Origin of the sequence: Novosphingobium mangrovi, from assembly GCF_022818885.1 — a bacterium.
Lineage (GTDB): Bacteria > Pseudomonadota > Alphaproteobacteria > Sphingomonadales > Sphingomonadaceae > Novosphingobium > Novosphingobium mangrovi.
Genome location: NZ_JALHAT010000001.1, coordinates 135,721 through 159,622 on the forward strand (window position 1 = coordinate 135,721; position 23,902 = coordinate 159,622).

Genomic DNA, 23,902 nt, shown 5'->3' on the forward strand with positions numbered 1-23,902 from the left:
CGCTTGCGCTACACCTCGACCGCGCTGGCGACGCGGTCCTGCCCCCCGAAGACGCGCAGATAACGCGCAACTTCCTCTGGATCGCCGGTGGACTTGGCCGGATTGTCGGACAGCTTGACCGCCGGACGCCCGTTGGCCTGCGTCACCTTGCAGACGAGCGAGATCGGCTCGAGCCCGGCCTGCCCTTCCGGGTCGCAATCGCGAAAATCGTTGGTGAGGTTGGTGCCCCAGCCAAAGCTCATGCGCACCCGCCCCTGGAAGTGGTGGTAGGTTTCCTCGATGGTGTCGATGTCCATTCCATCCGAAAAGATGATGAGCTTGGTGCGCGGATCGACGCCGCGTTCCTCCCACCAGCGGATGATCTGCTCGCCCCCCTCGATGGGCGGCGCGCTGTCCGGGCGAAAGCCGGTCCAGCGCGCCAGCCAGTCGGGCGCGTTGCGCAGGAACGCGGTCGAGCCGAAAGCATCGGGCAGCGCGATCAAAAGGTTGCCGTTGTAGTGCTGCTGCCAGTCTTCAAGCACCTGGTAGGGGGCGTGGGCGAGCGCGGCGTCACTCGTCGCCAGCGCGCCGGCCACCATCGGCAACTCGTGCGCGTTGGTGCCGATCGCCTCGAGGTCGGCATCCATCGCAAGAAGCACGTTGGAAGTGCCGATGAAACGGTCCCCCAGCCCCTCCTTCAGGGCCTCGACGCACCAGCGTTGCCACAGAAAGCCGTGCCGCCGCCGCGTGCCGAAGTCGGAGATGGCAAGGTCAGACAATTGCCGCAGCCGCTCCACCTTGTCCCACAGCCGCGCCTTGGCCCTCGCGTAGACGACATCGAGCGCGAACTTGCCCCGTCCGGCAAGCGCGGCGCGCGAGCGCAGTTCGTTGACGATCGCGAGCGCGGGGATCTCCCACATGGTGGTGTGGGTCCAGGGGCCTTCGAAGCGCAGTTCGTACTGCCCGTCCACCTTGCGCAGGTCGTACTCGGGAAGCTGGAAGTCCGCGAGCCAGGCCAGGAAGTCCGGCTTGAACATCTGCTGCTTGCCGTAAAAGCTGTTGCCCGCGAGCCAGATCAGCTCCTTCTTGGCAAAGCGCACCGAGCGCGCATAATCGAGCTGGGCGCGCAGTTCGTCCTCGTCGATGATCTCGGCCAGCCGCACCGATTTCGTGCGGTTGATGAGCGAAAAGGTCGCATCGACATCGCCGTGGATGTGATGGATCATCTGCAGCATCAGCAACTTGTAGAAGTCGGTGTCGAGCAGACTGCGCACGATGGGGTCGAGCCGGAAGCCGTGGTCGTAGCTGCGCCGTGCAATGTCGGTTACGGTCATGCCAGGCTCCTTAGCCGATTGCGGGAGGGAAGGAACACAATGCCGGCTCCGCATGCACGCAGGCATTGCAACATCAGGTGCGGCCTGCGCGCCCTGCTCAATCAGGTCATGCCCCGGAAACGATAGAGCTCGGCGGGACGATGGGAGGTTCGGGTTTCGCGCGTGCCGGTCGGCGTAATCCACCCCTTGTCGATCATGCGCCGCCGGAATGCCGGCTTGTTGAGCGCGCTCCCCCGGATCGCCTCGTGCACGTCTTGAAGCTGGCGCAGGGTGAAGAACGGGGGCAGGAGATCAAAGCCGACGGCGGTATAATCGAGCTTGCCGCGCAGACGCTCCAGCGCGAGGGTCAGGATCTGTTCGTGATCGAACGCAAGGGGGAGCCGCGCTCCGGTTGGGTCCAGCACGGCGCTATCGCCCGAACAATCCCCCTCCGGCACGGCCAGCGTCGCGCAGAGCAATTCAGGATTGGCCTCCAGCGCAGCTTCGATAGCGGCAGGGGCCAGAAGCGCCAGCCAGGCCACGGTCACGATGCGCCGACGCGGATCGCGCGCGACCTCGCCAAAGGTGTAGAGCTGCTCGCACCGCACATCCAGGAGCCCGGCCTTGTCGCGAAGCACACGCCGGGCTGCGTCCTCAAGCGCCTCCCGCGCGCCCACGAAACCACCCGGAAGCGCAGCGTGCCCTGCAAAGGGCGCTGCACCGCGCCGCAGCAGCAAGGCGCAGGGGGCGCCCTTGCGCACCCCCATAAGCACGATATCCACGCAGACGGACAGGCGCGCGTAGGCGTCTGGATCCTCTCCTGCCAAAATGTCGATATCCGCCACAGCGCACCTTATATTCAAGCCGCGCTTTACTTATTTTTGAGGCGCATATAAGTCAAGGTGCCAGGCCCCAAGGAGACACGCCCGATGCCATTCGTGATTGTCGTGGATACGCAAAGAGACTTCATGGCACCCGATGGCGCGCTCAGCGTGGCGGGCGCGGACGATCTCGTCGCGCCGATGCAGGCCTGGCTCGAGGCGCTCGATCCTGAGACGACCGAGGGCGTTCTCTTCACCTTCGACACCCACGACCCGGCCATCTATTCCGGATCGCCCGAGGCCGAGGCCTTTCCCCTTCACTGCGTGCGCGAAAGTGCAGGCTGGGCAAACATGCTCGATCCTGACCGGGTTCCCGCGCAGATCCCGACCTGGAAACTGGAAAAGGGCGTCTTCGACATGTGGAGCGAAGCCGGCCTCCCACTCACCAGCGCACGCAACGATGCCAGGCCCACGCAGCCCATTGCACGCGATGCGTTTTTTACCGACCTTGCCAGGCGCGGAGTGCGCGATGTAACCGTCATCGGCGTTGCGGCCGACTATTGCGTATTGTGGGCTGTCCAGGGGCTTCTGGAACGAGGTTTTACGGTCCATGTGCCCCAAGCACTAACCAAGGGCATAGACCGCCAGATCGACGAAGTGATCGCCAGCGATCTCGCCGGAAAGCCCGTCCATCTTGTAAAGGCCTGAGACACCCCGCCCGCGCTAACGGCAGCAAAGCGGGACAAGAAACGGCACACGCAGTGCCAGCGGACGCAGCGCTGCCGCGACAAGCGCCAGCAACAACATGCCCACGACCGAGGCCAGCACCGCCGAGGACGGCGAAGGCGGCAGCACCCACAAGGCCACCGGCTGCATGACGCTCATCGCCAGCATCATCGCCAGGAAGAAAAGTCCGGTGCGAAGCGCAAAGGCACTCCACCGCCCGACCCGCTCGCGCGGGGTGAAAGCGGGGCGCGAACCATGCGCCGCGCGGCCCGGCCACTGGCAGGCAATCGCGACCAGGAGCATCAGCGCGCTGGTGGCGGGCAGGATCCGAAGATGAACCGAGACGCTCGCCAGAAGGTTGAAACCATCGCCCGAGCAGATCGACTGCATTGTATAGTAGGCTAGGCGTCCATCCGCCTTTGCGCCCAGGATCGTCCCGCCCGCGCACAACATCATGTCGCGCAGCAGGCGTACGGCGGCGCTGTCGCTGCCGACACCGCGAAGGTCGTGGGCGATGGAAACCTGTCCGGTCAGCGCGTTGCTCCTGGATATCATGGGTCGCTCCTAGACGAGCGTCTGCACGGTAACTTTGACCCGGCGCAAACGCCAGCAAAAGCGTGCAAGGCCAGCGCAATATCCGGGCAATCGCCGACATCGCAGGTGCGAGAAAGAAAAAGAGATGCACCAGCCCCTCCCTTGCCGCGCTTGTCAAAGCCGCTGCTCGGTGAGGCCTCTCGCAAAAATGGCGAGGTGTGCGGAACCTTTTACAACCACTTGCGTTTCCTCGCTCGATCTATTCCGTTTCCAGCAGGCGATCCGGCCCTCGTTCCTGCTTACCAGAAAGATACCATGGCTTTTGCGCGCGCCCTCGATTCCCGTCCTCTTCTCTACACGCTGCTGGCTGCCCTTCTGGTCCTCACCGCGATCGTCGACAGCACGTTTCCGCTCGGCATGGCGTTCTGGGTCATCTACCTCATTCCAACCACCCTGGCCTTCCTGTCACCGCACCGGATCGTCCCGGCTGTGGTCGCGGTGGTGGCCTGTGTCCTGATTGTCGTCGGCTTCGTGCTGGCCCCCGAGAACAGCTCGGACGACTTTGCCCTGGTCAACCGCACGCTTGCCTGCATCACCAACCTGCTGATCGGCGGCATGGGCGTGGCCTTCATCGCGATGCGCAACGCCACCCGTTTCGAACAGCATCTTCGCCAGGCCGAGACCGACCTCGCCCGCGCACTTCAGGGCAATCTCTCGCTGGAGGATCTGGGCACGCGGGTCCTCAACTTCCTGGGCACCAACTTCGGAGCCACGGCAGGCCTGCTCTACGTCAACGACGACGGCATCTACCGCCGCACGGCCAGCTATGCCGTGCCCGAGAACGCGGCAGTTCCCGCCGTGATCGAGCGCGGCGACGGCCTGCTTGGCGAAACGATCAACCATGGCCGCGCGCGCGCCATCACCCGCATCCCCGATGGCTACATCGCCTTCGGTTCGGCCCTGGGCCAGGCCCGCCCGGATCGCCTCGTGATCGGTGCCTCCACCATCGATGGACGGGTCAACGGCCTCATCGAGGTTGCCTTCCTCGACGAACCCGGCACGCTTGCCCACGAAGTGCCCGACTTCCTCGAACGCATTTCCGGCATCCTGGGCGTAGCCCTGCGCGCCGCCAAGTACCGCGCCCGGCTCGAGCACCTGCTGTCCGAAACCCAGCAGCAGGCCGAGGAAATGCAGAACCAGAGCGAGGAACTGCGTGCTACCAACGACGAACTCGAAGCCCAGACCAAGCTGCTCCAGTCCTCGCAGGAGCAGCTCGAGGCGCAGCAAGCGGATCTGGAGCGCTCCAATGCCCAGCTCGAGGAACAGACCGCGTCTCTGGAAGCCCAGCGCGACGAACTGACCCGCGCCCAGACCCGCATGCGCGCGCAGGCCGAGGAACTGGAGCAGGCCAGCCGCTACAAGTCCGAATTCCTCGCCAACATGAGCCACGAACTGCGCACCCCGCTCAATTCGCTGCTCATCATGGCGCGCCTCCTTGCCGACAATCGCGGTGGCAATCTCAACGAGGAGCAGGTGCGCTACGCGCAGACCATCGAGACCTCGGGCAACGACCTCCTCACCCTCATCAACGACGTTCTCGACATCTCCAAGATCGAGGCCGGTCGCATTGACCTGGAAGCGCGCGAACTGCCCGTCGAGGACCTGCTGGCCAAGCTGCGCGACAGCTTTGCGAGCGCCGCGGCCGACAAGCGCCTTGCCCTGCGCATCACCCAGGATGATGACGCCCCGCGCAATTTCGAGACCGATCCCCTGCGCTTCGAGCAGATCCTCAAGAACTTCCTTTCGAACGCGATCAAGTTCACCGAGAAGGGCGAGGTCGCGCTCGAAGTCACGGCGGCCCCGGACGACGCCCTGGCCTTCACCGTGCGCGACACCGGGCCCGGCATCCCCGAGGACCAGCGCGACGCGATCTTCGAAGCCTTCCGTCAGGCCGATGGCGGGATCGCCCGCAAGTACGGCGGAACCGGCCTTGGCCTTTCGATCTCGCGCGAACTCGCCAGCCTGCTCGGCGGCGCGATCACGCTGAAGAGCACGCCTGGCGAAGGCAGCGCTTTCACGCTCACGGTGCCCCGCACCTTCCAGCCCAGCGATACCGGCGCGGCGTCCCGGCCCACTTCGAGCGCGGCCGAAGAGCGCAACGCACGTAAGGGGCCCAGCGGAAACTCGCAGCACCTTCCTACCGCGTCCAGTACGCCCTTCGTCCCCGACGACCGGGAGAGCCTCACCGGCGATTCGCGCACGATCCTCATTGTCGAGGACGACCCCGCATTTGCCCGCATTCTCCTCGACATCGCGCACGAGACCGGCTTCCAGTGCCTGGTCGCCGGAACCGCGGACGAAGGGGCGCTGCTGGCGCGCCAGTACCTGCCTCAGGCAGTCATCCTCGACATGCACCTGCCCGATCACACCGGCCTCTCGGTGCTCGACCGGATCAAGCGCGACACGCGCACGCGCCATATCCCGGTGCACATCGTCTCGGCCGATCACGATGACCACGACGCGCTGGCAAGCGGGGCCGTCGGCTACCTCTTCAAGCCGGTCGCGCGCGAAACGCTGGTGACCATGCTCGAAGGTCTCGAAGCGCGCATGGCCCAGCGCCTGCGCCGCGTGCTGGTGGTGGAAGACGATTCGACCCAGGCCGACGCCATCCACCAACTGCTTGCCAGCCGCGATGTCGAGACAGTCACTGTCCAAAGCGCGGCAAAATGTCTGGAACGCCTCGCCAGCGACACCTTCGACTGCATGGTGCTCGACCTCAACCTGCCCGACATGACCGGCCTCGACCTGCTCGACCGCCTGTCGCACGACGAGAGCGTCTCGTTCCCGCCCGTCATCGTCTACACCGGCCGCGATCTCTCCTCCGAAGAAGAGATGCGCCTGCGCCGCTATTCCAAGTCGATCATCATCAAGGGTGCCAAGAGCCCGGAGCGCCTGCTCGACGAGGTGACGCTCTTCCTCCACCAGGTCGTCTCCGACCTTCCGGACGAAAAGCAGCAGCTGCTGGCCCGTTCGCTGGGCCGCGATGCCGCACTGGAAGGCCGCCAGATCCTCGTCGTGGAAGACGACATCCGCAACGTCTACGCGCTGACCTCGGTGCTTGAACCGCATGGCGTCAACGTGCGCATTGCCCGCAATGGCCTGGAAGCGCTTTCCGAGCTGGGGCGCGCGGCGGACAGCGACGGCGCGCCGGTCGATCTCGTCCTCATGGACATCATGATGCCCGAGATGGACGGCCTCACCTGCATGCGCGAAATCCGCAAGCAGGGCGAATGGACCAACCTGCCGATCATCGCTCTCACCGCCAAGGCGATGGAACGCGACCACCGCGAATGCCTGGAAGCGGGCGCCAACGATTACCTGCCCAAACCGCTCGACATCGACAAGCTGCTCAGCCTCGTGCGCGTGTGGATGCCGCGCAGGTAATCGGGGCGATGATGAACATGCGCAGCGAGGACACCCTGGAGGACATCGAACTCGATCTTCTGATCGAGGCGATCTGGCGCCGCTACCAGTACGATTTCCGCGACTATTCGCGCACTTCGGTGCTGCGTCGTCTTCAGCGCGCGCAGGCGCACTTCGGCCATGCCAACCTCTCCGGACTGCTCGACCAGATCCTGCACGAGCCCGAATGCCTGCCCGAGCTGATCGGCTTCCTCACCATCCAGGTCAGCGACATGTTTCGCGATCCGGACTACTTCCGCACGATCCGCGAGAAGGTGGTGCCGCACCTGCGCACCTGGCCCTCGATCAAGGTGTGGATCGCTGGCTGCGCGAATGGCGAGGAGTTCTACTCCCTTGCCATCCTCTTTCGCGAAGAGGGGCTGGAAGACCGCACCTTGTTCTACTGCACCGACATCAACACCGCCGCGCTCGAGCGGGCCAAGGCCGGGATTTTCGAGATCGACCGCCTGCCCGGCTTCTCGCGCAACTACCGCGAGGCGGGCGGCAAGGGTTCGCTCTCGGACTACTACACCGCGAACTACGGCGTCGCCCGCTTCGACCCTACCTTGCGCAGCCGGGTGGTCTTTGCCGACCACAACCTGGCCAGCGACGCGGTCTTCTCGGAGGTCCATTTCGTGTCGAGCCGCAATGTCCTGATCTACTTCGACCGGACCCTTCAGGACCGCGCCCTGGGCCTGTTCGCCCGCTCGCTCCCACCCGGCGGCTTCCTCGGCCTGGGGTCCAAGGAAACCGTACTCTTCTCCCCCGAGCGCGAGAATTTTGCCGACTTTGCACCCGATGAAAAGGTGTGGCGGCGCCGTTCCCATTCCAGTCAGGAGGCCGTTTATGCCGAATGAGCCCATCAAGATTCTGGCCGTGGACGATATCCAGGAGAACCTGGTGGCGCTCGAAGCCGCGCTCGACCAGCCCGGTGTCGAACTGGTCACGGCAAGTTCCGGGCTCGATGCGCTGGAATACCTGCTCAAGGATGACTTCGCGCTGGCCCTGCTCGACGTGCAGATGCCCGGAATGGACGGCTTCGAGCTCGCCGAACTGATGCGCGGCACCGAGCGTACGCGCGGCATCCCGATCATCTTCCTCACCGCAGTCGCCACCGACGAGCGGCGCAAGTTCCGCGGCTTCGAGGCGGGCGCGGTGGACTATCTGCTCAAGCCGCTCGACATCACGATCCTGAATTCCAAGGTCGCCGTTTTCGTCGAACTGGCCCGCCAGCGCCGCGAGATCGCCAACCAGCGCGACGAGCTGGGGGCCGCGCTCGGCCGTCTGCGCGCCTACGGCGACAACTCGCTGCTCGCCACACTGGAAGTCGATGCGAACCTGCGCATTCTCAACTGGTTCAAGGGGGCCGAGCGCACCATCGGCTACCACGCCCAGGACATGATCGGCCTGCGCCTGCAGGACGCCCCCTTTCTTCTCGACGAGGATCGCGCATCGGTTCAGGACGCGATCCGCGCGCTACTTGCCAGCGAAGGCGGCCGCGCCGTCCAGGATCACCGTTTCCGCCGCGCCGATGGGGCCCGGCGCGAAGGCGAATGGTACGCCACCGCACTTCCGCGCAGCAACGGCTCGCACGGCAGCATCATGCTCTCCATGATCGACGTCACCGAAAGGCGCCGGGCCGAACGCACCCAGCGCCTGCTCATCGGCGAACTGAACCACCGGGTGAAGAACACCCTCGCAACCGTGCAGGCGATCTGCTCACAGGGCTTCCGCCACGCCCGTTCGCCCGAAGACTTCCAGGAAGCCTTCACCGGACGCATCCAGGCGCTCTCGCGCGCGCATTCGCTGCTGAGCGCGACGACCTGGGACAGCGCCAGCCTGCGCCACCTCATCGCCGACCAGGTCGCCATCGGCGCCATCGGCGAAGATCGCCTGCGCCTTTCGGGACCCGACATCGACCTGCCGCCCGAACTGGCGCTGCGCTTCTCGCTGATCCTGCACGAACTGGCGACCAACGCCCACAAGTACGGCGCCCTTTCCAACGAGACCGGCACCGTCAGCCTCAGCTGGACCCGCGAGGGCGAATGGATTTCACTGTGCTGGCAGGAAGCCGGCGGCCCACCCGTGGTCAAGCCGGAACGCCGCGGTTTCGGCTCCAGCCTGATCGAGGGCAGCCTCGCGGCAGATGGCGCGCGAATCCATGCCGACTATGCCCCCGAAGGCGTGCGCTGGGATCTCATGGTCCCGCTGATTACCGGCTCTGAGTGCGCTCCGTGCGACGAACCTGAGACCGCTGCCCTTGCCGATGTTCCGGCATCTGACGCAAAGGTTTGCGCCGAGGAAGCACCAGCGCCCGCGCACGTCCACACGTCCACACCACCAGAGCCGCTGCCCGTTCCCGCACCGCAAAGCGAGCCGGCCCAGACAGCAGCCCTTCCCTCGCTCGACAATCTGCGCATCCTCATCGTCGAGGACGAGCCGCTCGTGGCGATGGAACTGGCCATGGAGATCGAGGACAATGGCGGCATCGCGATCGGCCCTGCCTCCTCGTGCGAGCAGGCCATCGGCATCATCGAACAGGCCCATCCCGATCTTGCGCTTCTCGACGGCAATCTTAACGGAGAGCGGATCGACCCGGTAGCCGACGCCCTTGCGGCGCAGGACACGCCCTTTGCCTTCGTGAGCGGCTACGACCGGCAGCACCTGCCCGCCAATCACGGCCATCGCCCGATGCTCGCCAAGCCCTTCCTGGGCCGCGAGGTCCATGCCGTGATCGCCGAACTGGCGCATGAAATACGCAACACCGCGGGTTGACGGGGGGATCGCCGACAAGGGTTAATTTGGGTTACCACGCACCCCCGGCAAACCTGACGGAGAAGCGCAAGGAAAAGGGTTACCCGTCGTCCTTCACAGTGGCCTCGCCGGGCCGGACAGACCCGGCCTGCCGCCACTAGCCAGGATACGCCCATGCCCCGCTCCGCACCGCATTCCCCATCCCGCACCGCCACGCTTCGCACGCCGCTCGACCCCATGCTCAGGCGCCAGATTCACGGGCCCATCCAGCCGATGGACGAGCCCGGCCTCATCACCGAACTGGGCGAGCGCCTGCTGCGGTTCCTGCGCACGCTCTAGCGGCCGCACAGGCCGCGCGCCGGGGGTGACGCAGACCACAAGCTGGCCTAGATCGGCATGATGACCTCCTCCTCCCGGCCCGCACCTGCCGCATCGGTGCTCTTCGTGTGCCTTGGCAACATCTGCCGTTCGCCGCTGGCCGAAGCGGCCTTGCGCGAAGCCGCGACGAAGGCGGGCCTCGCGCTTGAGATCGATTCGGCCGGGACCGGCTCCTGGCACATCGGCAAGGCGCCCGATCCGCGCTCGCGCGCTGAGGCCCGGCGCCACGGCATCGACATAGGGCACTACCGCGCCCGGCAGGTTTCCCCGGCCGACTTCGCCCGCTTCGACCGGATCATCGCCATGGACGCGCAGAACCTCGCCGATCTGGAAGCCATGGCGCCCGCCGATGCACGCGCCGGGCTTTCGCTCCTGCTCGATCATGTCCCGGGGCTTGAAGGCGAGGACGTCGAGGATCCCTACTTCGGGGGCGAGGAAGGCTTTGCCATCACCTGGGATCAGGTCCGGCGCGCCGCCGAAACCCTCGTGCGCGAGCTTGCCGGACAGGACTGAGCCTCAGAATCGGCGCAGCCAGTACTGCATGGGCTTGGCGCTTTCCTGCGCTTCGCGGTGGTCCTTCCAGGCAAGTTCGGTGACCAGTCCTCCGACCGGCGCATAGCCGCGCGCGCGCCAGAAAGAGTCGAGCGTGCGGTAGTCGGCCGGACGATCCGGGTGATCCTCAGGGCGCACCACAGCCGCAAAGGTCGCCGCGTGCGCCCCGTGTGCGCGGGCAGCCGCCTCGCGGGCGTCGAAGAAGGCGTGGCCGATCCCCTGCCCGCGGTAGTCCGCCAAGAGCACCGACTCGCCGAAATAGAACAACTGCTGCGTCGCGATACCCCGCGCCTCGAAGGGCGCGCGAAATTCCGTCTTCTGCGCGTGCATGGGCGAGGCCGTCGCCGCGCCGACCAGCCGGTCGCCTGCCAGCGCCGCGATGAGGACACTGCCCTTTGCCTCGATGAACTCGCGCAGATAGGCTTCCTCGTAGGCGGCATCGCCGTCATAGAGATAGGGCCAGTCCGCGAAGACCTCCATGCGCAGCTGCGCCAGTGCCCCCGCCATTGCCCGCACCTCGGCGCCTTCCAGCGCCCGTATCGCCACGTCCATTCCGGCCTCTTTCCTCCTCGTCCCTGCCCCCTTGTCGCAAGCCTGGCGTATCCCCCGCCCCCAGCGCAAGTCCCCCTCCAAATCGCGCCGTTTGATTTTGGTCCCGGTTGCTTTATATGCGGGCGCTGAACACCCCCGGCCCCACAGGTCGCCAAAGCGACGCCGCAGCCGGGGTTTGCTCTTTTTCAGTTGCTCAATTTCACGTTGCAAGGATCACCCGAATGACCCGTCGCCGCCAGATCTACGAAGGCAAGGCCAAGATCCTGTATGAGGGCCCCGAGCCCGGTACCCTGATCCAGTACTTCAAGGACGATGCGACCGCCTTCAACGCCCAGAAGAAGGGCACGATCCAGGGCAAGGGCGTCATCAACAACCGCATCAGCGAGTACGTTTTCTCGCGCCTCAACCACATCGGCGTGCCCAACCACTTCATTCGCCGCCTCAACATGCGCGAGCAGCTGGTCCGCCAGGTCGAGATCATCCCCATCGAGGTCGTCGTACGCAACGTCGCGGCCGGCTCCATCTCCAAGCGCCTGGGCATTCCCGAGGGCGAGATGCTGCCGCACACGCTGATCGAATACTGCTACAAGGACGACGCGCTGGGCGATCCCCTCGTCGCCGAAGAGCACATCGCGTGCTTTGGCTGGGCCAACAATGAGGAGATGCAGGACATCGCGGCGATGGCGATCCGCGTCAACGACTTCATGGCCGGCATGTTCGCGGCGATCGACATCCGCCTCGTCGACTTCAAGCTCGAGTTCGGCCGCATCTGGGACGGCGACTTCAGCCGCGTGATCCTCGCCGACGAGATCAGTCCCGACGGCTGCCGCCTGTGGGACATGGTCTCGGGCGAGAAGCTCGACAAGGACCGCTTCCGCCGCGACCTCGGCGGCGAGGAAGAGGCCTACCAGGAAGTCGCCCGCCGTCTCGGCCTGCTTCAGGACGACAACGGCCCGAGCGAAGTCCTCGACCTCTCGCAGCACCGCAAGCTGCGCGGCAAGTAAGTTTCACAGCCCCAGCGGCTGACACGAACGTTCAGGCCCCCGGTCATCCACGCATGACCGGGGGCCTTTTGCATGGGGCCGCCTTGGCAAGCCCGATCCGCTCGGGCACTAGGGGGCGATGCGTTATCCCAAGCTGCTGGCCTGCCTCCTTTTCGCCCTGCCCCTGCCTGTCCTCGCGCAGGCTCCGCAAGCCGCCAGTGCAGACCAACAGGCGAGCGCGCACGACACCGCCCCCGCCTGGGCCTTCGCGACGAGCGACATCCCGGTCGATCCGGACTTCCGCTTTGGCCGCCTCGCCAATGGCATGCGCTATATCCTGCGCCACAACGCCACTCCGGCCGGAACCGGCGTCGTGCGGCTCGACATCGAAGCGGGATCGCTCGACGAAGCGCCCGAAGAACGCGGCCTAGCCCACTTCCTCGAACACATGGCCTTCAACGGTTCGCGCCGGGTCCCCGAAGGGCAGATGGTCCCCCTGCTCGAACGCAGCGGCCTCGCCTTTGGCGCCGACACCAACGCCTCGACCAGCTTCGAACGCACGACCTACAAGCTCGATCTTCCCCGCAATGACATGACGCTGCTCGACACCGCGCTCATGCTCATGCGCGAGACCGCAAGCGAGCTGACCATCGCGCCCGCCGCCGTCGAACGCGAGCGCGGCGTGATCCTCTCGGAGATGCGCGACCGCAACACCTACGAGTTCCGCAACACGCTGGACAGTCTCGATTTCCTCTACCCCGAGGCGCGCTTCACGCAGCGTTTTGCCATCGGCACGCGCGAGACCATCGAGGCGGCCACAGCCCAACGCCTGCGGGGTCTATACGAACGCACCTATGTGCCCGCCAACACGACTCTGGTCGTCGTCGGCGACTTCGATATCGACGCGCTCGAGGCTGCGGTCATCCGGCATTTCAACAACTGGTCGGGTCCTTCGCCAAGCCCGCAGCCCGACGCAGGGCCGGTCACGCCCGAAGACAGCGGCCGCAGCGACATCCACCTCGATCCCTCGCTGTCCGAGCGCGTGACCCTGGCACGCAATCGGCCCTGGCGCGAGGAGCCCGATTCCATCGCCCAGCGGCAGGCCAATCTCCTGCGCCTTGTTGGCTACAACATCGTCAACCGCCGCCTTCAGCGTCTTGCGCGTCAAGCCGAGCCGCCCTTTCGCGGCGCAGGCTACGGCACGGGCGATGCCTTCGAGGCGGCTCGCACCACGCGTCTGATCGTCGACACCGTCGATGGTGGATGGCGCAAGGGCCTCACCGCCGCCGTCACCGAGTACCGGCGCGCGCTTGAACAGGGCTTCAGCAAGGCCGAAGTGGCCGAACAGGTGGCCGACATCCGCGCCGCGCTGACCCAGGGCGCGCGCAGCGCCGGGACCCGCAGCAACAAGGCCCTCGCCTCTGCGGCGCTCAACCTGGTGACCGAGGAGACGGTCCCCTCCACCCCGCAATCCGCACTTGAACGCTTTTCCGCCTTCGAACCACGCATCACGCCCGAAGCCGCGCTCGCCGCGATCCGGCACGAGGCCGCGCCCCTGGTCGATCCCCTGATCCGCTTCGAAGGCCGCAAGGCCCCCGAAGGCGGCGAGGACGCCCTGCGCGCCGCCTTTGAGGCGGCCAACAACGCCCCCATCGCCGCCGCCCGCGAGACAAAGACCGAGCGCTTTGCCTATACCGATTTCGGCACGCCGGGACGCGTGGTGGAGGACCGGCGCGAGGCGCAGCTAGGCATCCGCGAACTGCGCTTTGCCAACGGCGTGATGCTCAACCTGCACCGCTCCGACCTCGAAAAGGACAAGGTGCGGGTCCAGGTTTCCATCGATGGCGGCACCCGCCTCGACACGCGGGACGATCCGCTTGCCACCGAGCTCGTCTCCTACGTGCCCTGGGGTGGTCTGGGCGCACACAGCCGCGATGACCTCGACACGATCCTCGCGGGCAAGACCTTGAGCTTCGAGCTGCGCAATAGCGGCAATGCCTTCGTCTCGCGCGCGCAGACGACCCCTGCCGATCTCGAACTCCAGCTCGAACTCATCGCCGCGCTTGTCACCGACCCCGGCTATCGCCCGGAAGGCGAAGTGCAGTACCGTCAGGCGATTGCCACCTATTTCGCGCAGCTGCGCGCGACCCCGGCCTCCGCGCTGCAGGCGGACCTGGGCCGTATTCTCTCGGGCGGAGATCCGCGCTTCAGCCTGCAGCCCCCTGCCCGCTACAGCCAGCTCTCCTACGCCGACCTCAAGGCCGCAATCGAAGACCGGCTCGCGCACGGCGCCATCGAGATCGCGCTCGTCGGTGACTTCGACGAGGACGCGGCCATCGCGCTCGTCGCGCGCACGTTTGGTGCCCTGCCCTCGCGCGAGCGCGCATTCGGGAGTTATGCCGGTAAGCCCGCGCGCCCCTTCACAGCCGATCGCAGCCCGCGGGTCATCCACCATAACGGCCCAGCCGACCAGGCGCTGCTGCGCCTGACCTGGCCGACACGCGACGATAGTGACCCGGTTGACGTCCAGCGCCTGGAACTGCTGGAGAAGGTCGTGCGCGTCGAGCTGACCGACACCCTGCGCGAGGAACTGGGCAAGACCTACTCCCCCGGCGCATCGAGCACGCTTTCGCGCTACTGGAAGGGCTATGGCACCTTTGCGATCAGCGCCTCGGTTGATGTGAAGGACGTCGCGGCGACGCGCGCGGCCATCCGCAAGGTGCTCGAGAAGCTGCGTGCCGAGCCCGTGAGCCCCGATATTGTCCAGCGCGCGCGCCAGCCGATGCTCGAGGGGCTCGACAATGCCCTCAAGACCAACACGGGCTGGATGGCGCTGGTCGACCATGCGCAGAGCGAGGCCGAGCGGATCGAGCGCTACCTCAAGGCGCGCGAACGCCTTGCCGCGCTCTCCGGCGACGATGTCCAGGAGATGGCGCGGCGCTATCTGGCCCCTGTGGACGCGGTCGACGTGACGGTACTTCCCAAGGACGCAGCGCCGGAAGGCTGAGCCTCTGGCGCCGGATCAGGCGCCCAGGCGCTCCAGCGTCGGGATGAGTTCGTCGAAATGGTCGATCACTGCGCTGCCGCCCAGTGTCTCGGGCGCCGCGTCGTTGAAACCGAAGCTGACGACCACGCACGGCAGACCTGCCGCCGCCGCCCCGCCGGTATCGTAGCTCGTATCGCCGACATAGGCCGCCCGGCCCCCTCCGGCCCGCTCCAGCATCAAATGGAGGAGATCGGGCTTGGGCTTGGCGCGGCCAGGTCCCAGCGTATCGCCGCCGATGACCGTCACGAAACGCTCGCTAAGGCCCAGTTCCTCGAACAGGCGCACCGCCAGTTCTTCCAGCTTGTTGGTCACCACAGCGATCTTGACCCCGCGCGCGGCCAGCCCGTCGAGCATGGCCTCGCCGCCCGGGAACAGGTGCGTGTCGCGCGCGATGTTCGCTGTATAGTAGGCCATGAGCTCGCCATGGAGCTCCTCGAAGCGGTCCTGCGCGACCGGACCTCCCGTCACCTCGAAGGCCCGGGCGAGCATCTTGCGCGCCCCCCCTCCGACAAGCGTGCGCACCGTCTCCTTGGCCACAGGCTCGCGCCCGGCCAGCGCCAGTGCATGGTTCACCGCATGACCGAGGTCTCCATGGGTATCGAGAAGCGTGCCATCGAGGTCGAAGCCGACAATGTCGTAGGGAAAATCCGTCATCGCCGCCTAAGTGGCGAGTTCAGGTGGAAACTGCAATGAATTGCTGGCAGATGGAATTCACCATGACCGACACCGCAACACCGCCCGCCGCATCTCCGCTCGCTATCGTCGTCCTTGCCGCGGGCAAGGGCACCCGCATGAAGAGTGCGCGCCACAAGGTGCTGCACCCGGTCGCAGGGCAACCCATGCTGGAACACCTGCTGGCGAGCGCCGCGCAGCTTGCGCCCGAGCGCAGTGTCGTCGTCGCCGGGCACGGGCGCGACCAGCTCGAAGCCCAGCTCGGTACGCGCGCGGCCATTGCCGTGCAGGAACCCCAGCTCGGCACCGGCCACGCCGTCCAGCAGGCCCAGGAAGCCCTTGCCGGGTTCGAAGGCGACGTGCTGATCCTGTACGGCGATGTTCCCTTCGTGCGCCCCGAAACGATGCGCGCCATGATCGCACGCCTGCACGGCGAGGACACGCCCGCAGTGGTCGTCCTGGGCTTCGAGCCGGAGGACCCGCTGCGCTATGGCCGCATCCTCGCACACGATGACGGGCGCATTGCGATGATGGTGGAATACAAGGACGCGACCGAGGAACAACGCGCCTGCACCTTGTGCAATTCCGGTCTCATGGCGGTGAAATCGCAGGACCTCTTCGCCCTCCTCGCCAAGGTCGAGAACGACAACGCGGCGGGCGAATTCTACCTCACCGACATCGTCAACGTGGCTTCACTTGAAGAGCGCGCCTGCGCGGTCATCGTCACCGACGATCCCGACGAGGTGGGCGGCATCAATAGCCGCGCCGAACTCGCCGCCGCCGAAGCGCGCTGGCAAATCCGCCGCCGCGAACGCGCGATGGCCGATGGTGCCACGTTGGTCGCCCCCGAAACCGTCTTCTTCGCCTGGGACACGGTGATCGGTCAGGACGTGACGATCGAACCCAACGTGGTCTTCGGCCCCGGCGTCACCGTGGCGGACGATGTCACCATTCACGCCTTCTCACACCTGGAAGGCGCGACACTGGAAAGCGGGGTCGCCATCGGCCCCTATGCACGCCTGCGCCCCGGCGCCGTACTCAAGGCCAATTCCAAGGTCGGAAACTTCGTCGAGATGAAAAAGGCCGTGCTGGGCGAAGGCGCCAAGGCCAACCACCTCTCCTACCTTGGCGATGCCGAGATCGGAGCGGGCGCCAACATCGGCGCGGGCACGATCACCTGCAATTACGATGGGTATTTCAAGCACAAGACGGTGATCGGCGAGCGCGCGTTCATCGGCTCGAACTCGGCACTGGTCGCCCCGGTCAAGATCGGGGCCGACGCCATCGTGGCCGCCGGAAGCGCAGTGACGCGCGATGTGGGGGATGGCGAACTGCGCCTCGTGCGCGGCGAACAACTGGTCAAGCCCGGCTGGGCCGATCGCTTCCACGACACCATGAAGCAGAAAAAGAAGGCCCAAAAGGAGGGCTGATCCGCCCTCCCCCAAGGCTCCAGAGGCTCCAGAGGCTCACGATCCGATCGTGCGCATCCGCTCCACATGGGCAAGCTGGACCTTCCCGGCCTCGCTGTCGGGTTCGAACTCAAGCGAGCGCGAAATGAGGGCGTGTGCCTCGTCCAGGTCTCCCAGCTTTTCCTTGGCATAGCCCATGCCGCGCAGGGCCCGGGCGGCGAGGTCCGCATCGGGGCCACCCACGGTCTTGTCGGCCATCTCCCAGGCGCGCTCGAATTCGACGAGCGCGGCCTGCCATTCGCGGCGCGACTTGAAGAGTTCGGCGTATTCGTTGGCGAAGTGGGCATTTTCCGGCGCCATCCGAGTTGCCGCGCGCAGGTCCGCTTCGGCGAGATCCCCGCGGCCCATGTCGATCAGCGCATAGCCGCGCCCGAAGTGCGCATCGCACAGCGCATCGTCGATCGGCGCGTGGCCCGCAGCGGGCGTGGACGCGGCCTTCGCATCGATGCAGCGGCGCGGGCGCGAATCACCCGCGAGCCAATTGTCGGCGGCCGCGATCACCCGGTCGAAATAGGAAACCGCCTTCTCATCCTCGCCCTTGCGAAGCATGGCGAAGCCCTTCTTGAGGTCGGTCTTGAGGTCGGGCGCGGTCAGCGGCGCCACCACGAGCGCCGTCGGCCCGGACCTGTGCAGCCCTTCCACGAAACCGGCTTCCTCAGCCCCGGCACTGGAGGACAGGCCCGCAACGCCAAGAACCAGAGCAAGCCCTGCTCCGGCAATAAGACGGCGGGGCACATTGGCGGACAAACGGCCTGAAAACGGATTCGTGGCGTGCAAGGCAGCAATCCTTCTCCCGGAACAGTCCCTTCCCGGCGCTCTTTTCGTGCGCCTGTATTTTTCGAGTAAGGAACCGTTCGTTTAAGTGCCCAGAATATCCGATGAACGCGGTTTGACAAGAGAGCAGTCGAAACTCACATCTTGGGCACGCGCAAGTCGCCGGTTTGCCACCACTTAAATCTGGAGTTTCACATGGCCAACAGCCCCTGGAGCCACACCCGCTCGTCCACCGTGTCGGACGACATCGACTTCGAGATCAAGGGCCAGGAACTCCAGTTTGTCGAGATCGAACTCGATCCCGGAGAAAGCGCCGTCGCGGAAGCGGGCGCGATGGTCTGGAAGGATGCCCCGATCGAAATGTCGACCGTCTTCGGCGATGGCTCGGGCGGCCAGGGCAGCGGCTTCATGGACAAGCTGCTGGGCGCGGGCAAACGCCTCGTCACCGGCGAAAGCCTGTTCACGACCGTCTTCACCCACCACGGACGCGGCAAGGCCCGCGTGGCTTTTTCCGCCCCGGTCCCGGGCGCCATCCTCCCGATCAAGCTCGACGAAGTGGGCGGGCGCCTGATCTGCCAGAAAGACGCCTTCCTGTGCGCGGCACGCGGAGTCGAGATCGGCATTCATTTCCAGCGCAAGATCATGACCGGCCTGTTCGGCGGCGAAGGCTTCATCATGCAGCGCCTCGACGGCGATGGCTGGGTCTTCGTCCAGATGGGGGGCACCGTGGTCGAGCGCGAGCTTCACCCCGGCGAGGAACTGCACATCGATACGGGCTGTATCGCCGCCTTCACCGAGAGCGTCGATTTCGACCTCGTGCGCGCCGGCTCGGTCAAGTCGATGTTCTTTGGCGGCGAAGGCATCTTCTTCGCCCGGCTGCGCGGTCCGGGGAAGGTCTGGATCCAGTCGCTGCCCTTCTCGCGCCTCGCCGGGCGCATGCTGGCGGCCGCCGGGTCGCGCGGCGGGCAGAACCGGGGCGAAGGCTCCCTGCTGGGTGGTCTTGGCGACATGATCGACGGAGACTGATCTTAAACCTCACAATAATGTATACAGTACAGTTACTTAAATGCCCATTAACTTCTGCATCGCCATAGCGGCATCATGTTTTGGAGCGAGGGCCCCGGTCGCATACTTCGGATAGGAGCCTGGTTGGCCTTTGGCGCCTGCCTGGCCTTTGGCCTCATCCTGGCCTGGCTTTATGGCCGCCCGTGCCCGGCCGCGTCCACCGCATCGAGCGGCCAGGGCCTCCTTCTTTGCAGCACCGAACAGATTGCCGCGATCTGCAACGTCAGTTCGGCCACCGGGCTGGCCTTCTTCGGCATGGCCCTCCTGTGCGGCTCGGCGCGCCGAGCCGAAACCCGCCGCGAGAATGTGATCCGTCTGCGCCAGGTACGAGCCAGCGAGCGGCATCGCGGACTGCTGCGCATCCACACGACGAAGCGCTGGTCCGACAAGACCTCGGACGACAACTGAATCTTTGGGCTGGAAGCCAGCGTCCACGCGCTTTAACGCTGGGCATATCGGTCCTTCCGGGATCGAGCCCCGGCAAAGAGGTGACAGGCGCGCAATGTGTGGAATTATCGGCATCGTCGGCAAGGAAGAGGTGGCGGACCGTCTGGTCGATGGCCTGCGCCGGATGGAATACCGCGGCTATGACAGCGCCGGGATCTGCACGGTCGAGAATGGCCAGCTGGTAAGGCGCCGCGCCGAAGGCAAGCTGGCCAACCTCGTGACCGAACTGGCAGGCAATCCCGCCCCGGGCCTCATCGGCATCGCCCACACCCGCTGGGCCACCCACGGCGCGCCCACCGCGGTGAACGCCCACCCCCACGCGACCGATACGCTGGCGCTGGTCCACAACGGGATCATCGAGAACTTCCGCCCTTTGCGCGAATCGCTCGAATCGCGCGGACGCACCTTCGAGAGCCAGACCGACACCGAAGTCGTCGCCCATCTGGTATCCGAACAGGTCGAAGCCGGCCTCTCCCCGCAGGACGCGGTCAAGGCCGCCCTGCCCCAGCTGCGCGGAGCCTTCGCGCTGGCCATCGCCTTTCGCGAACATCCCGACATGCTGATCGGTGCACGCCTCGGCTCCCCGCTCGTCGTGGGATACGGTGAGGGCGAAACCTACCTGGGCTCCGACGCGCTTGCCCTTGCCCCCCTGACCCAGCGCATCACCTATCTGGAAGAAGGCGACTGGGTCGTCATCACCCGCGACGGTGCGCAGATCTTCGATGCGCAGAACAATCCTGTCGAGCGCGCGGTGGTCACCTCGGGCGCATCGGCGGTGGCGATCGAGAAGGGCAACTACCGCCACTTCATGCAGAAGGAGATCTTCGAGCAGCCCACCGTCGTCGCGCAGACGCTGTCGAGCTACATCCGCCAGGTCTCCCAGTCGGTCACCCTCCCCCAGATGGACTTTGACCTCGGCGGCATCAACCGCATCACCATCGTCGCCTGCGGCACGAGCTACTACGCAGGCATGGTCGCCAAGTACTGGATCGAGACCTTCGCGCGCATTCCCGTGGACATCGATGTCGCCTCCGAATTCCGCTACCGCGATCCCGTGCTCGAACCCGGCGGGCTTTCGCTGTTCATCTCGCAATCGGGCGAGACGGCCGATACGCTGGCCGCGCTGCGCCATTGCAAGGCCGAGGGGCAGACCATCGCGGTCGTCGTCAACGTGCCCACCAGCACCATGGCGCGCGAGGCCGACCTGCTCCTGCCGACGTACGCCGGACCCGAGATCGGTGTGGCCTCCACCAAGGCCTTCACCTGCCAGCTCTCCGTCCTCGCCGCGCTGGCCGCGCGCCTTGCCGTCCTGCGCGGGCGCATGGACAGGGACGAGGAAGCGCAGGTCGTCACCCACCTCGTTGAAGCGCCTGCCCGCCTCAACGCCGCGCTCGACCACGACGACGAGATCGCGCAGATGGCCCATCTCATCGCCCCTGCGCGCGATGTCCTCTACCTCGGCCGTGGCCCGGATTTCCCGCTGGCGCTCGAAGGCGCTCTCAAATTGAAGGAAATCAGCTACATTCACGCTGAAGGTTATGCATCGGGTGAAATGAAGCATGGCCCCATCGCGCTGATCGACGAGGCCGTTCCGGTCATCGTCCTCGCCCCTTCCGGGCCGCTCTTCGAGAAGACGGTCAGCAACATGCAGGAAGTGCGCGCGCGCGGCGGCAAGGTCGTCCTGATTTCGGATGCCGAGGGCATTGCCGAGGCTGGCGAAGGCTGCATTGCCACGATCGAGATGCCCCGCGTCCATCCCCTGATCGCGCCCATCGTCTATGCCGTGCCAGTGCAGTTGCTCGCCTATCATGTGGCCTGCGCGAAGGGCACCGATGTCGACCAGCCCCGCAACCTCGCCAAGAGCGTCACTGTCGAATGATCAGGTCCCGCAAGCACCTTGGACAATCTGCCCAAGGCAATGGTTTGCAATCCTTTACCGGCTGCTAACCGGTTGTCCCTAGGGACACTTTCGTGACGAAGAAAAATTCCCATCAGACGCGCGCCCTGCCCAGTCGCCTGCCCACCCTTGCCGTCCTCGGTCTGAACGACCCCAAGGACGGTGACGGCGACTGGGAGAGGCTGCGCGGTCTCCAGTTCCAGGGGCTGCAACAGGCCTCGACGATCCGGCGTGTCACCCAGATCACCGCGATGCTGGCCATCGTCGTGATCTGCTACGGCAAGGTTCCACTCCTGCCCCTCGCAGGATGGTTTGCCGTCTCCGGATTCTCACTGTGGCATAGCTACACCATGTTCAAGCGTCTCATCGGATCGGATCGGCGCGGCATTTCGCGCAGTGAGATCAACCGCCTGCTTCACGGCGTGGGCCTCAACGCGCTTGCCTGGACCGTGCCGCTGACGACCTTCGGAGGCCTCGGCGACCTCTCCTTGCGCTTCCAGATATGGGCGATCCTCGCCGTCATGCTGACCGCTTCGGCCCTGCTCATGCCCGCCGTGCCGATGGCGGCGCTGTTTTTCGGCGTCCTGATCGGCGGCTCCTCGGCGGTGTTCTTTCTCATCACCGGCTCCTTCGAGATGGCGCTGATCAGCCTGGCCATGGCCGCCATCACGATCTGGGGCGCGATTGAGAGCGCGACCCGCTATCTCAATGCCAAGGTGGCCGAGGCCGGCATCTCCGAGAAGGACGAAGTGGTCTCGATGCTCCTTCGCGAGTACGAGGAGAACGAGGCCGACTGGCTCTGGCAGACCGACACCAAGCGCCGGGTCCGGGCTGTTTCGCCACGCTTCGCCTTCGCGCTCGGCCGCGAGGCCAGCGAGATCGAGGGCATGCCTTTTGTCGAATTGATCGCAGGCTCCAGCTGGCAGGACGAAGACGTTCACCCCAGCCTTCGCGAGCTCGCCGAACGGATCAAGCGCCGGGAAAGCTTCTCCAACCTGCTTGTCCGCGTGACCGTGCAGGGGCGCCCGCGCTGGTGGGAACTGTCCGGCACGCCCAAGCTCGATTCGAACGGGATCTTCACCGGCTTTCGCGGTGTCGGCTCGGACGAGACCGAAGCGCGCGAAAGTTCCGACAAGATCGCCTACCTCGCCCGCTACGACGCCCTCACCGGCCTTCCCAACCGGATGATGCTGACCGAAGCGCTGAACGATGCCCTCGCCTACTCGTCCACCTGGCGTACGCGCTGTGCCTTCCTGATGATCGACCTCGATCGCTTCAAGGCGGTCAACGATACGCTGGGGCATCTCGTGGGGGACCAGCTCCTCGCCCGGGTCTCGGACCGCATCCGCGAACAGATGGGCGAGGACGAGATGTGCGGACGTCTGGGCGGCGACGAATTCGCCATCGTGATGCGCGATGTGTCCGATGCCGGACGAGTGTCCATACTCGCGCGCCGTGTGATCGACCGACTTGCCCAGCCCTACGAGATCGACAACCACACCCTTTACGTCGGCGCCTCGATCGGCTCGGCCTGCGGGCCCCAGGACGGCGCGGATGTCGAAACACTGATGCGCAACGCCGACCTTGCGCTCTACCGCGCCAAGGACCTGGGCGGCAACGTGCACCATCGCTACGAACCCTCGCTCCACGCCCATGCCGAGGAACGCCGCAAGCTCGAATCCGCCTTGCGCCACGCGCTCGAACGCGACGAATTCGTGCTGAACTTCCAGCCCGTAGTCGACGCCACCGACGAAAGCGTGGTGAGCTTCGAGGCCCTCGTGCGCTGGCACAGCCGCGAACACGGTTTCGTCAGCCCGGCCAAGTTCATTCCGCTTGCCGAAGATACTCGCCTCATCGTCCCCATCGGCGAATGGGTGCTGCGCGAGGCCTGCCGCCAGGCCGTGAACTGGCCCGAAGACGTGCGCGTCGCCGTCAACGTATCGGGCGAACAGCTGCTCGATTCGAACTTCGCCACGAGCGTGGTCAATGCGCTGGCCGAAAGCGGCCTCGCTCCGCACCGGCTCGAGATCGAGGTCACCGAAAGCATCTTCCTGCGCGACGGCACGACCGCGAACCACGTCCTCGAACGTATCATGGCGCTGGGCTGCGGTGTCGCGCTCGACGACTTCGGGACCGGCTATTCCTCGCTCGGATACCTGCGCAAGCTGCGCTTCTCGACGATCAAGGTCGACCGCTCCTTCGTCCAGAGCGCGGCTACCGGCAACGCCGAGAGCATCGCCATCATCCGCGCTGTCGTCGCCATGGCCGAGAGCCTCGACATGTCGACCACCGCCGAAGGTGCCGAGACCGAGCACGAGGTCCAGCTGATCCGTGAACTGGGCTGCCGCAAGATCCAGGGCTACTTCTTCGGCCGCCCGATGAGCGCCGAGGATGCGCGCGGGCTCTTCCACAACCCCCACTACCTCGAACGCCAGAGCGTCGCCTGACCAAAGGCGGCCTACCCACAACGAAAAACCG

19 protein-coding genes are annotated in these 23,902 nt (G+C 65.8%); 13 read left to right on the top strand and 6 right to left on the bottom strand.

From position 1 onward, the window contains the following. Window positions 1-8: 8 nt before the first annotated feature. Both pncB and MTR65_RS00620 read right to left on the bottom strand, forming a co-directional pair. On the bottom strand, window positions 9-1,313 hold the full coding sequence (gene pncB, locus MTR65_RS00615) for a nicotinate phosphoribosyltransferase (protein WP_243796296.1): 1,305 nt from the start codon (window positions 1,311-1,313) through the stop codon (window positions 9-11). A 101-nt stretch (window positions 1,314-1,414) separates the two neighbouring features. Further along, complete coding sequence (locus MTR65_RS00620; protein ID WP_243796297.1) at window positions 1,415-2,074, bottom strand: NUDIX hydrolase; 660 nt, start codon at window positions 2,072-2,074, stop codon at window positions 1,415-1,417. Window positions 2,075-2,221: 147 nt separating this feature from the next. Between MTR65_RS00620 and MTR65_RS00625 the strand changes: the two genes are divergently transcribed. Next, entirely contained in the window at window positions 2,222-2,821 is a 600-nt protein-coding gene (locus MTR65_RS00625; RefSeq protein ID WP_243796299.1) for a cysteine hydrolase family protein, read from the top strand. A gap of 15 nt (window positions 2,822-2,836) precedes the next feature. On the opposite strand, the gene MTR65_RS00630 is transcribed toward MTR65_RS00625, so the two are convergent. Continuing rightward, on the bottom strand, window positions 2,837-3,394 hold the full coding sequence (locus MTR65_RS00630; RefSeq protein ID WP_243796301.1) for a hypothetical protein: 558 nt from the start codon (window positions 3,392-3,394) through the stop codon (window positions 2,837-2,839). Between the two features lie 294 nt (window positions 3,395-3,688). Between MTR65_RS00630 and MTR65_RS00635 the strand changes: the two genes are divergently transcribed. The 5 genes from MTR65_RS00635 to MTR65_RS00655 all read left to right on the top strand — a co-directional run bounded on the left by MTR65_RS00635 (window position 3,689) and on the right by MTR65_RS00655 (window position 10,480). Continuing rightward, a complete protein-coding gene (locus tag MTR65_RS00635; RefSeq protein WP_243796304.1) occupies window positions 3,689-6,817 on the top strand; it encodes a response regulator in 3,129 nt (1,042 codons plus the stop codon). 8 nt (window positions 6,818-6,825) lie between these two features. Continuing rightward, window positions 6,826-7,692, top strand: a complete 867-nt coding sequence (locus tag MTR65_RS00640) for a CheR family methyltransferase (RefSeq protein ID WP_243796307.1) — start codon at window positions 6,826-6,828, stop codon at window positions 7,690-7,692. Further along, window positions 7,682-9,610 (top strand): response regulator, encoded by a 1,929-nt coding sequence (locus MTR65_RS00645; protein WP_243796308.1) that lies wholly within the window; start codon window positions 7,682-7,684, stop codon window positions 9,608-9,610. Before MTR65_RS00640 ends, MTR65_RS00645 begins: the two co-directional genes overlap by 11 nt. Window positions 9,611-9,763: 153 nt before the next feature. Beyond that, window positions 9,764-9,928, top strand: a complete 165-nt coding sequence (locus MTR65_RS00650) for a hypothetical protein (protein WP_243796309.1) — start codon at window positions 9,764-9,766, stop codon at window positions 9,926-9,928. 57 nt (window positions 9,929-9,985) lie between these two features. Continuing rightward, complete coding sequence (locus tag MTR65_RS00655; protein ID WP_243796310.1) at window positions 9,986-10,480, top strand: low molecular weight protein-tyrosine-phosphatase; 495 nt, start codon at window positions 9,986-9,988, stop codon at window positions 10,478-10,480. Window positions 10,481-10,483: 3 nt separating this feature from the next. Here MTR65_RS00655 and MTR65_RS00660 read toward each other — a convergent pair whose 3' ends face one another. Further along, window positions 10,484-11,071 carry a GNAT family N-acetyltransferase gene (locus MTR65_RS00660; protein ID WP_243796311.1) on the bottom strand — a complete coding sequence of 196 codons (588 nt, stop codon included), beginning with the start codon at window positions 11,069-11,071 and terminating at the stop codon, window positions 10,484-10,486. Window positions 11,072-11,292: 221 nt separating this feature from the next. Between MTR65_RS00660 and purC the strand changes: the two genes are divergently transcribed. After that, entirely contained in the window at window positions 11,293-12,075 is a 783-nt protein-coding gene (gene purC, locus MTR65_RS00665; protein WP_148625925.1) for a phosphoribosylaminoimidazolesuccinocarboxamide synthase, read from the top strand. Window positions 12,076-12,193: 118 nt separating this feature from the next. After that, window positions 12,194-15,061, top strand: a complete 2,868-nt coding sequence (locus MTR65_RS00670) for a M16 family metallopeptidase (RefSeq protein WP_243796314.1) — start codon at window positions 12,194-12,196, stop codon at window positions 15,059-15,061. Between the two features lie 15 nt (window positions 15,062-15,076). Here the strand turns inward: MTR65_RS00670 and MTR65_RS00675 are convergent, their stop codons facing one another. Continuing rightward, complete coding sequence (locus MTR65_RS00675; protein ID WP_243796316.1) at window positions 15,077-15,754, bottom strand: HAD-IA family hydrolase; 678 nt, start codon at window positions 15,752-15,754, stop codon at window positions 15,077-15,079. 62 nt (window positions 15,755-15,816) lie between these two features. Between MTR65_RS00675 and glmU the strand changes: the two genes are divergently transcribed. Continuing rightward, on the top strand, window positions 15,817-17,202 hold the full coding sequence (gene glmU, locus MTR65_RS00680; RefSeq protein WP_243796319.1) for a bifunctional UDP-N-acetylglucosamine diphosphorylase/glucosamine-1-phosphate N-acetyltransferase GlmU: 1,386 nt from the start codon (window positions 15,817-15,819) through the stop codon (window positions 17,200-17,202). Window positions 17,203-17,238: 36 nt separating this feature from the next. On the opposite strand, the gene MTR65_RS00685 is transcribed toward glmU, so the two are convergent. Further along, window positions 17,239-17,976, bottom strand: coding sequence for a diguanylate cyclase (locus tag MTR65_RS00685; protein ID WP_243796321.1), 738 nt, complete (start codon window positions 17,974-17,976; stop codon window positions 17,239-17,241). Between the two features lie 234 nt (window positions 17,977-18,210). Between MTR65_RS00685 and MTR65_RS00690 the strand changes: the two genes are divergently transcribed. From MTR65_RS00690 to MTR65_RS00705, 4 genes are all read left to right on the top strand, one after another. After that, window positions 18,211-19,041, top strand: a complete 831-nt coding sequence (locus MTR65_RS00690) for a TIGR00266 family protein (RefSeq protein ID WP_243796323.1) — start codon at window positions 18,211-18,213, stop codon at window positions 19,039-19,041. Window positions 19,042-19,164: 123 nt separating this feature from the next. Beyond that, the gene (locus tag MTR65_RS00695) at window positions 19,165-19,488 is read left to right on the top strand and encodes a hypothetical protein (RefSeq protein WP_243796324.1); all 324 of its coding nucleotides are present in this window, start codon (window positions 19,165-19,167) and stop codon (window positions 19,486-19,488) included. A gap of 94 nt (window positions 19,489-19,582) precedes the next feature. Further along, window positions 19,583-21,406: a glutamine--fructose-6-phosphate transaminase (isomerizing) gene (glmS, locus tag MTR65_RS00700; protein WP_243796325.1), complete on the top strand. Its 1,824-nt coding sequence runs from the start codon at window positions 19,583-19,585 to the stop codon at window positions 21,404-21,406. Between the two features lie 92 nt (window positions 21,407-21,498). Next, window positions 21,499-23,871 carry a putative bifunctional diguanylate cyclase/phosphodiesterase gene (locus tag MTR65_RS00705; protein WP_243796326.1) on the top strand — a complete coding sequence of 791 codons (2,373 nt, stop codon included), beginning with the start codon at window positions 21,499-21,501 and terminating at the stop codon, window positions 23,869-23,871. Window positions 23,872-23,902 lie beyond the last annotated feature (31 nt).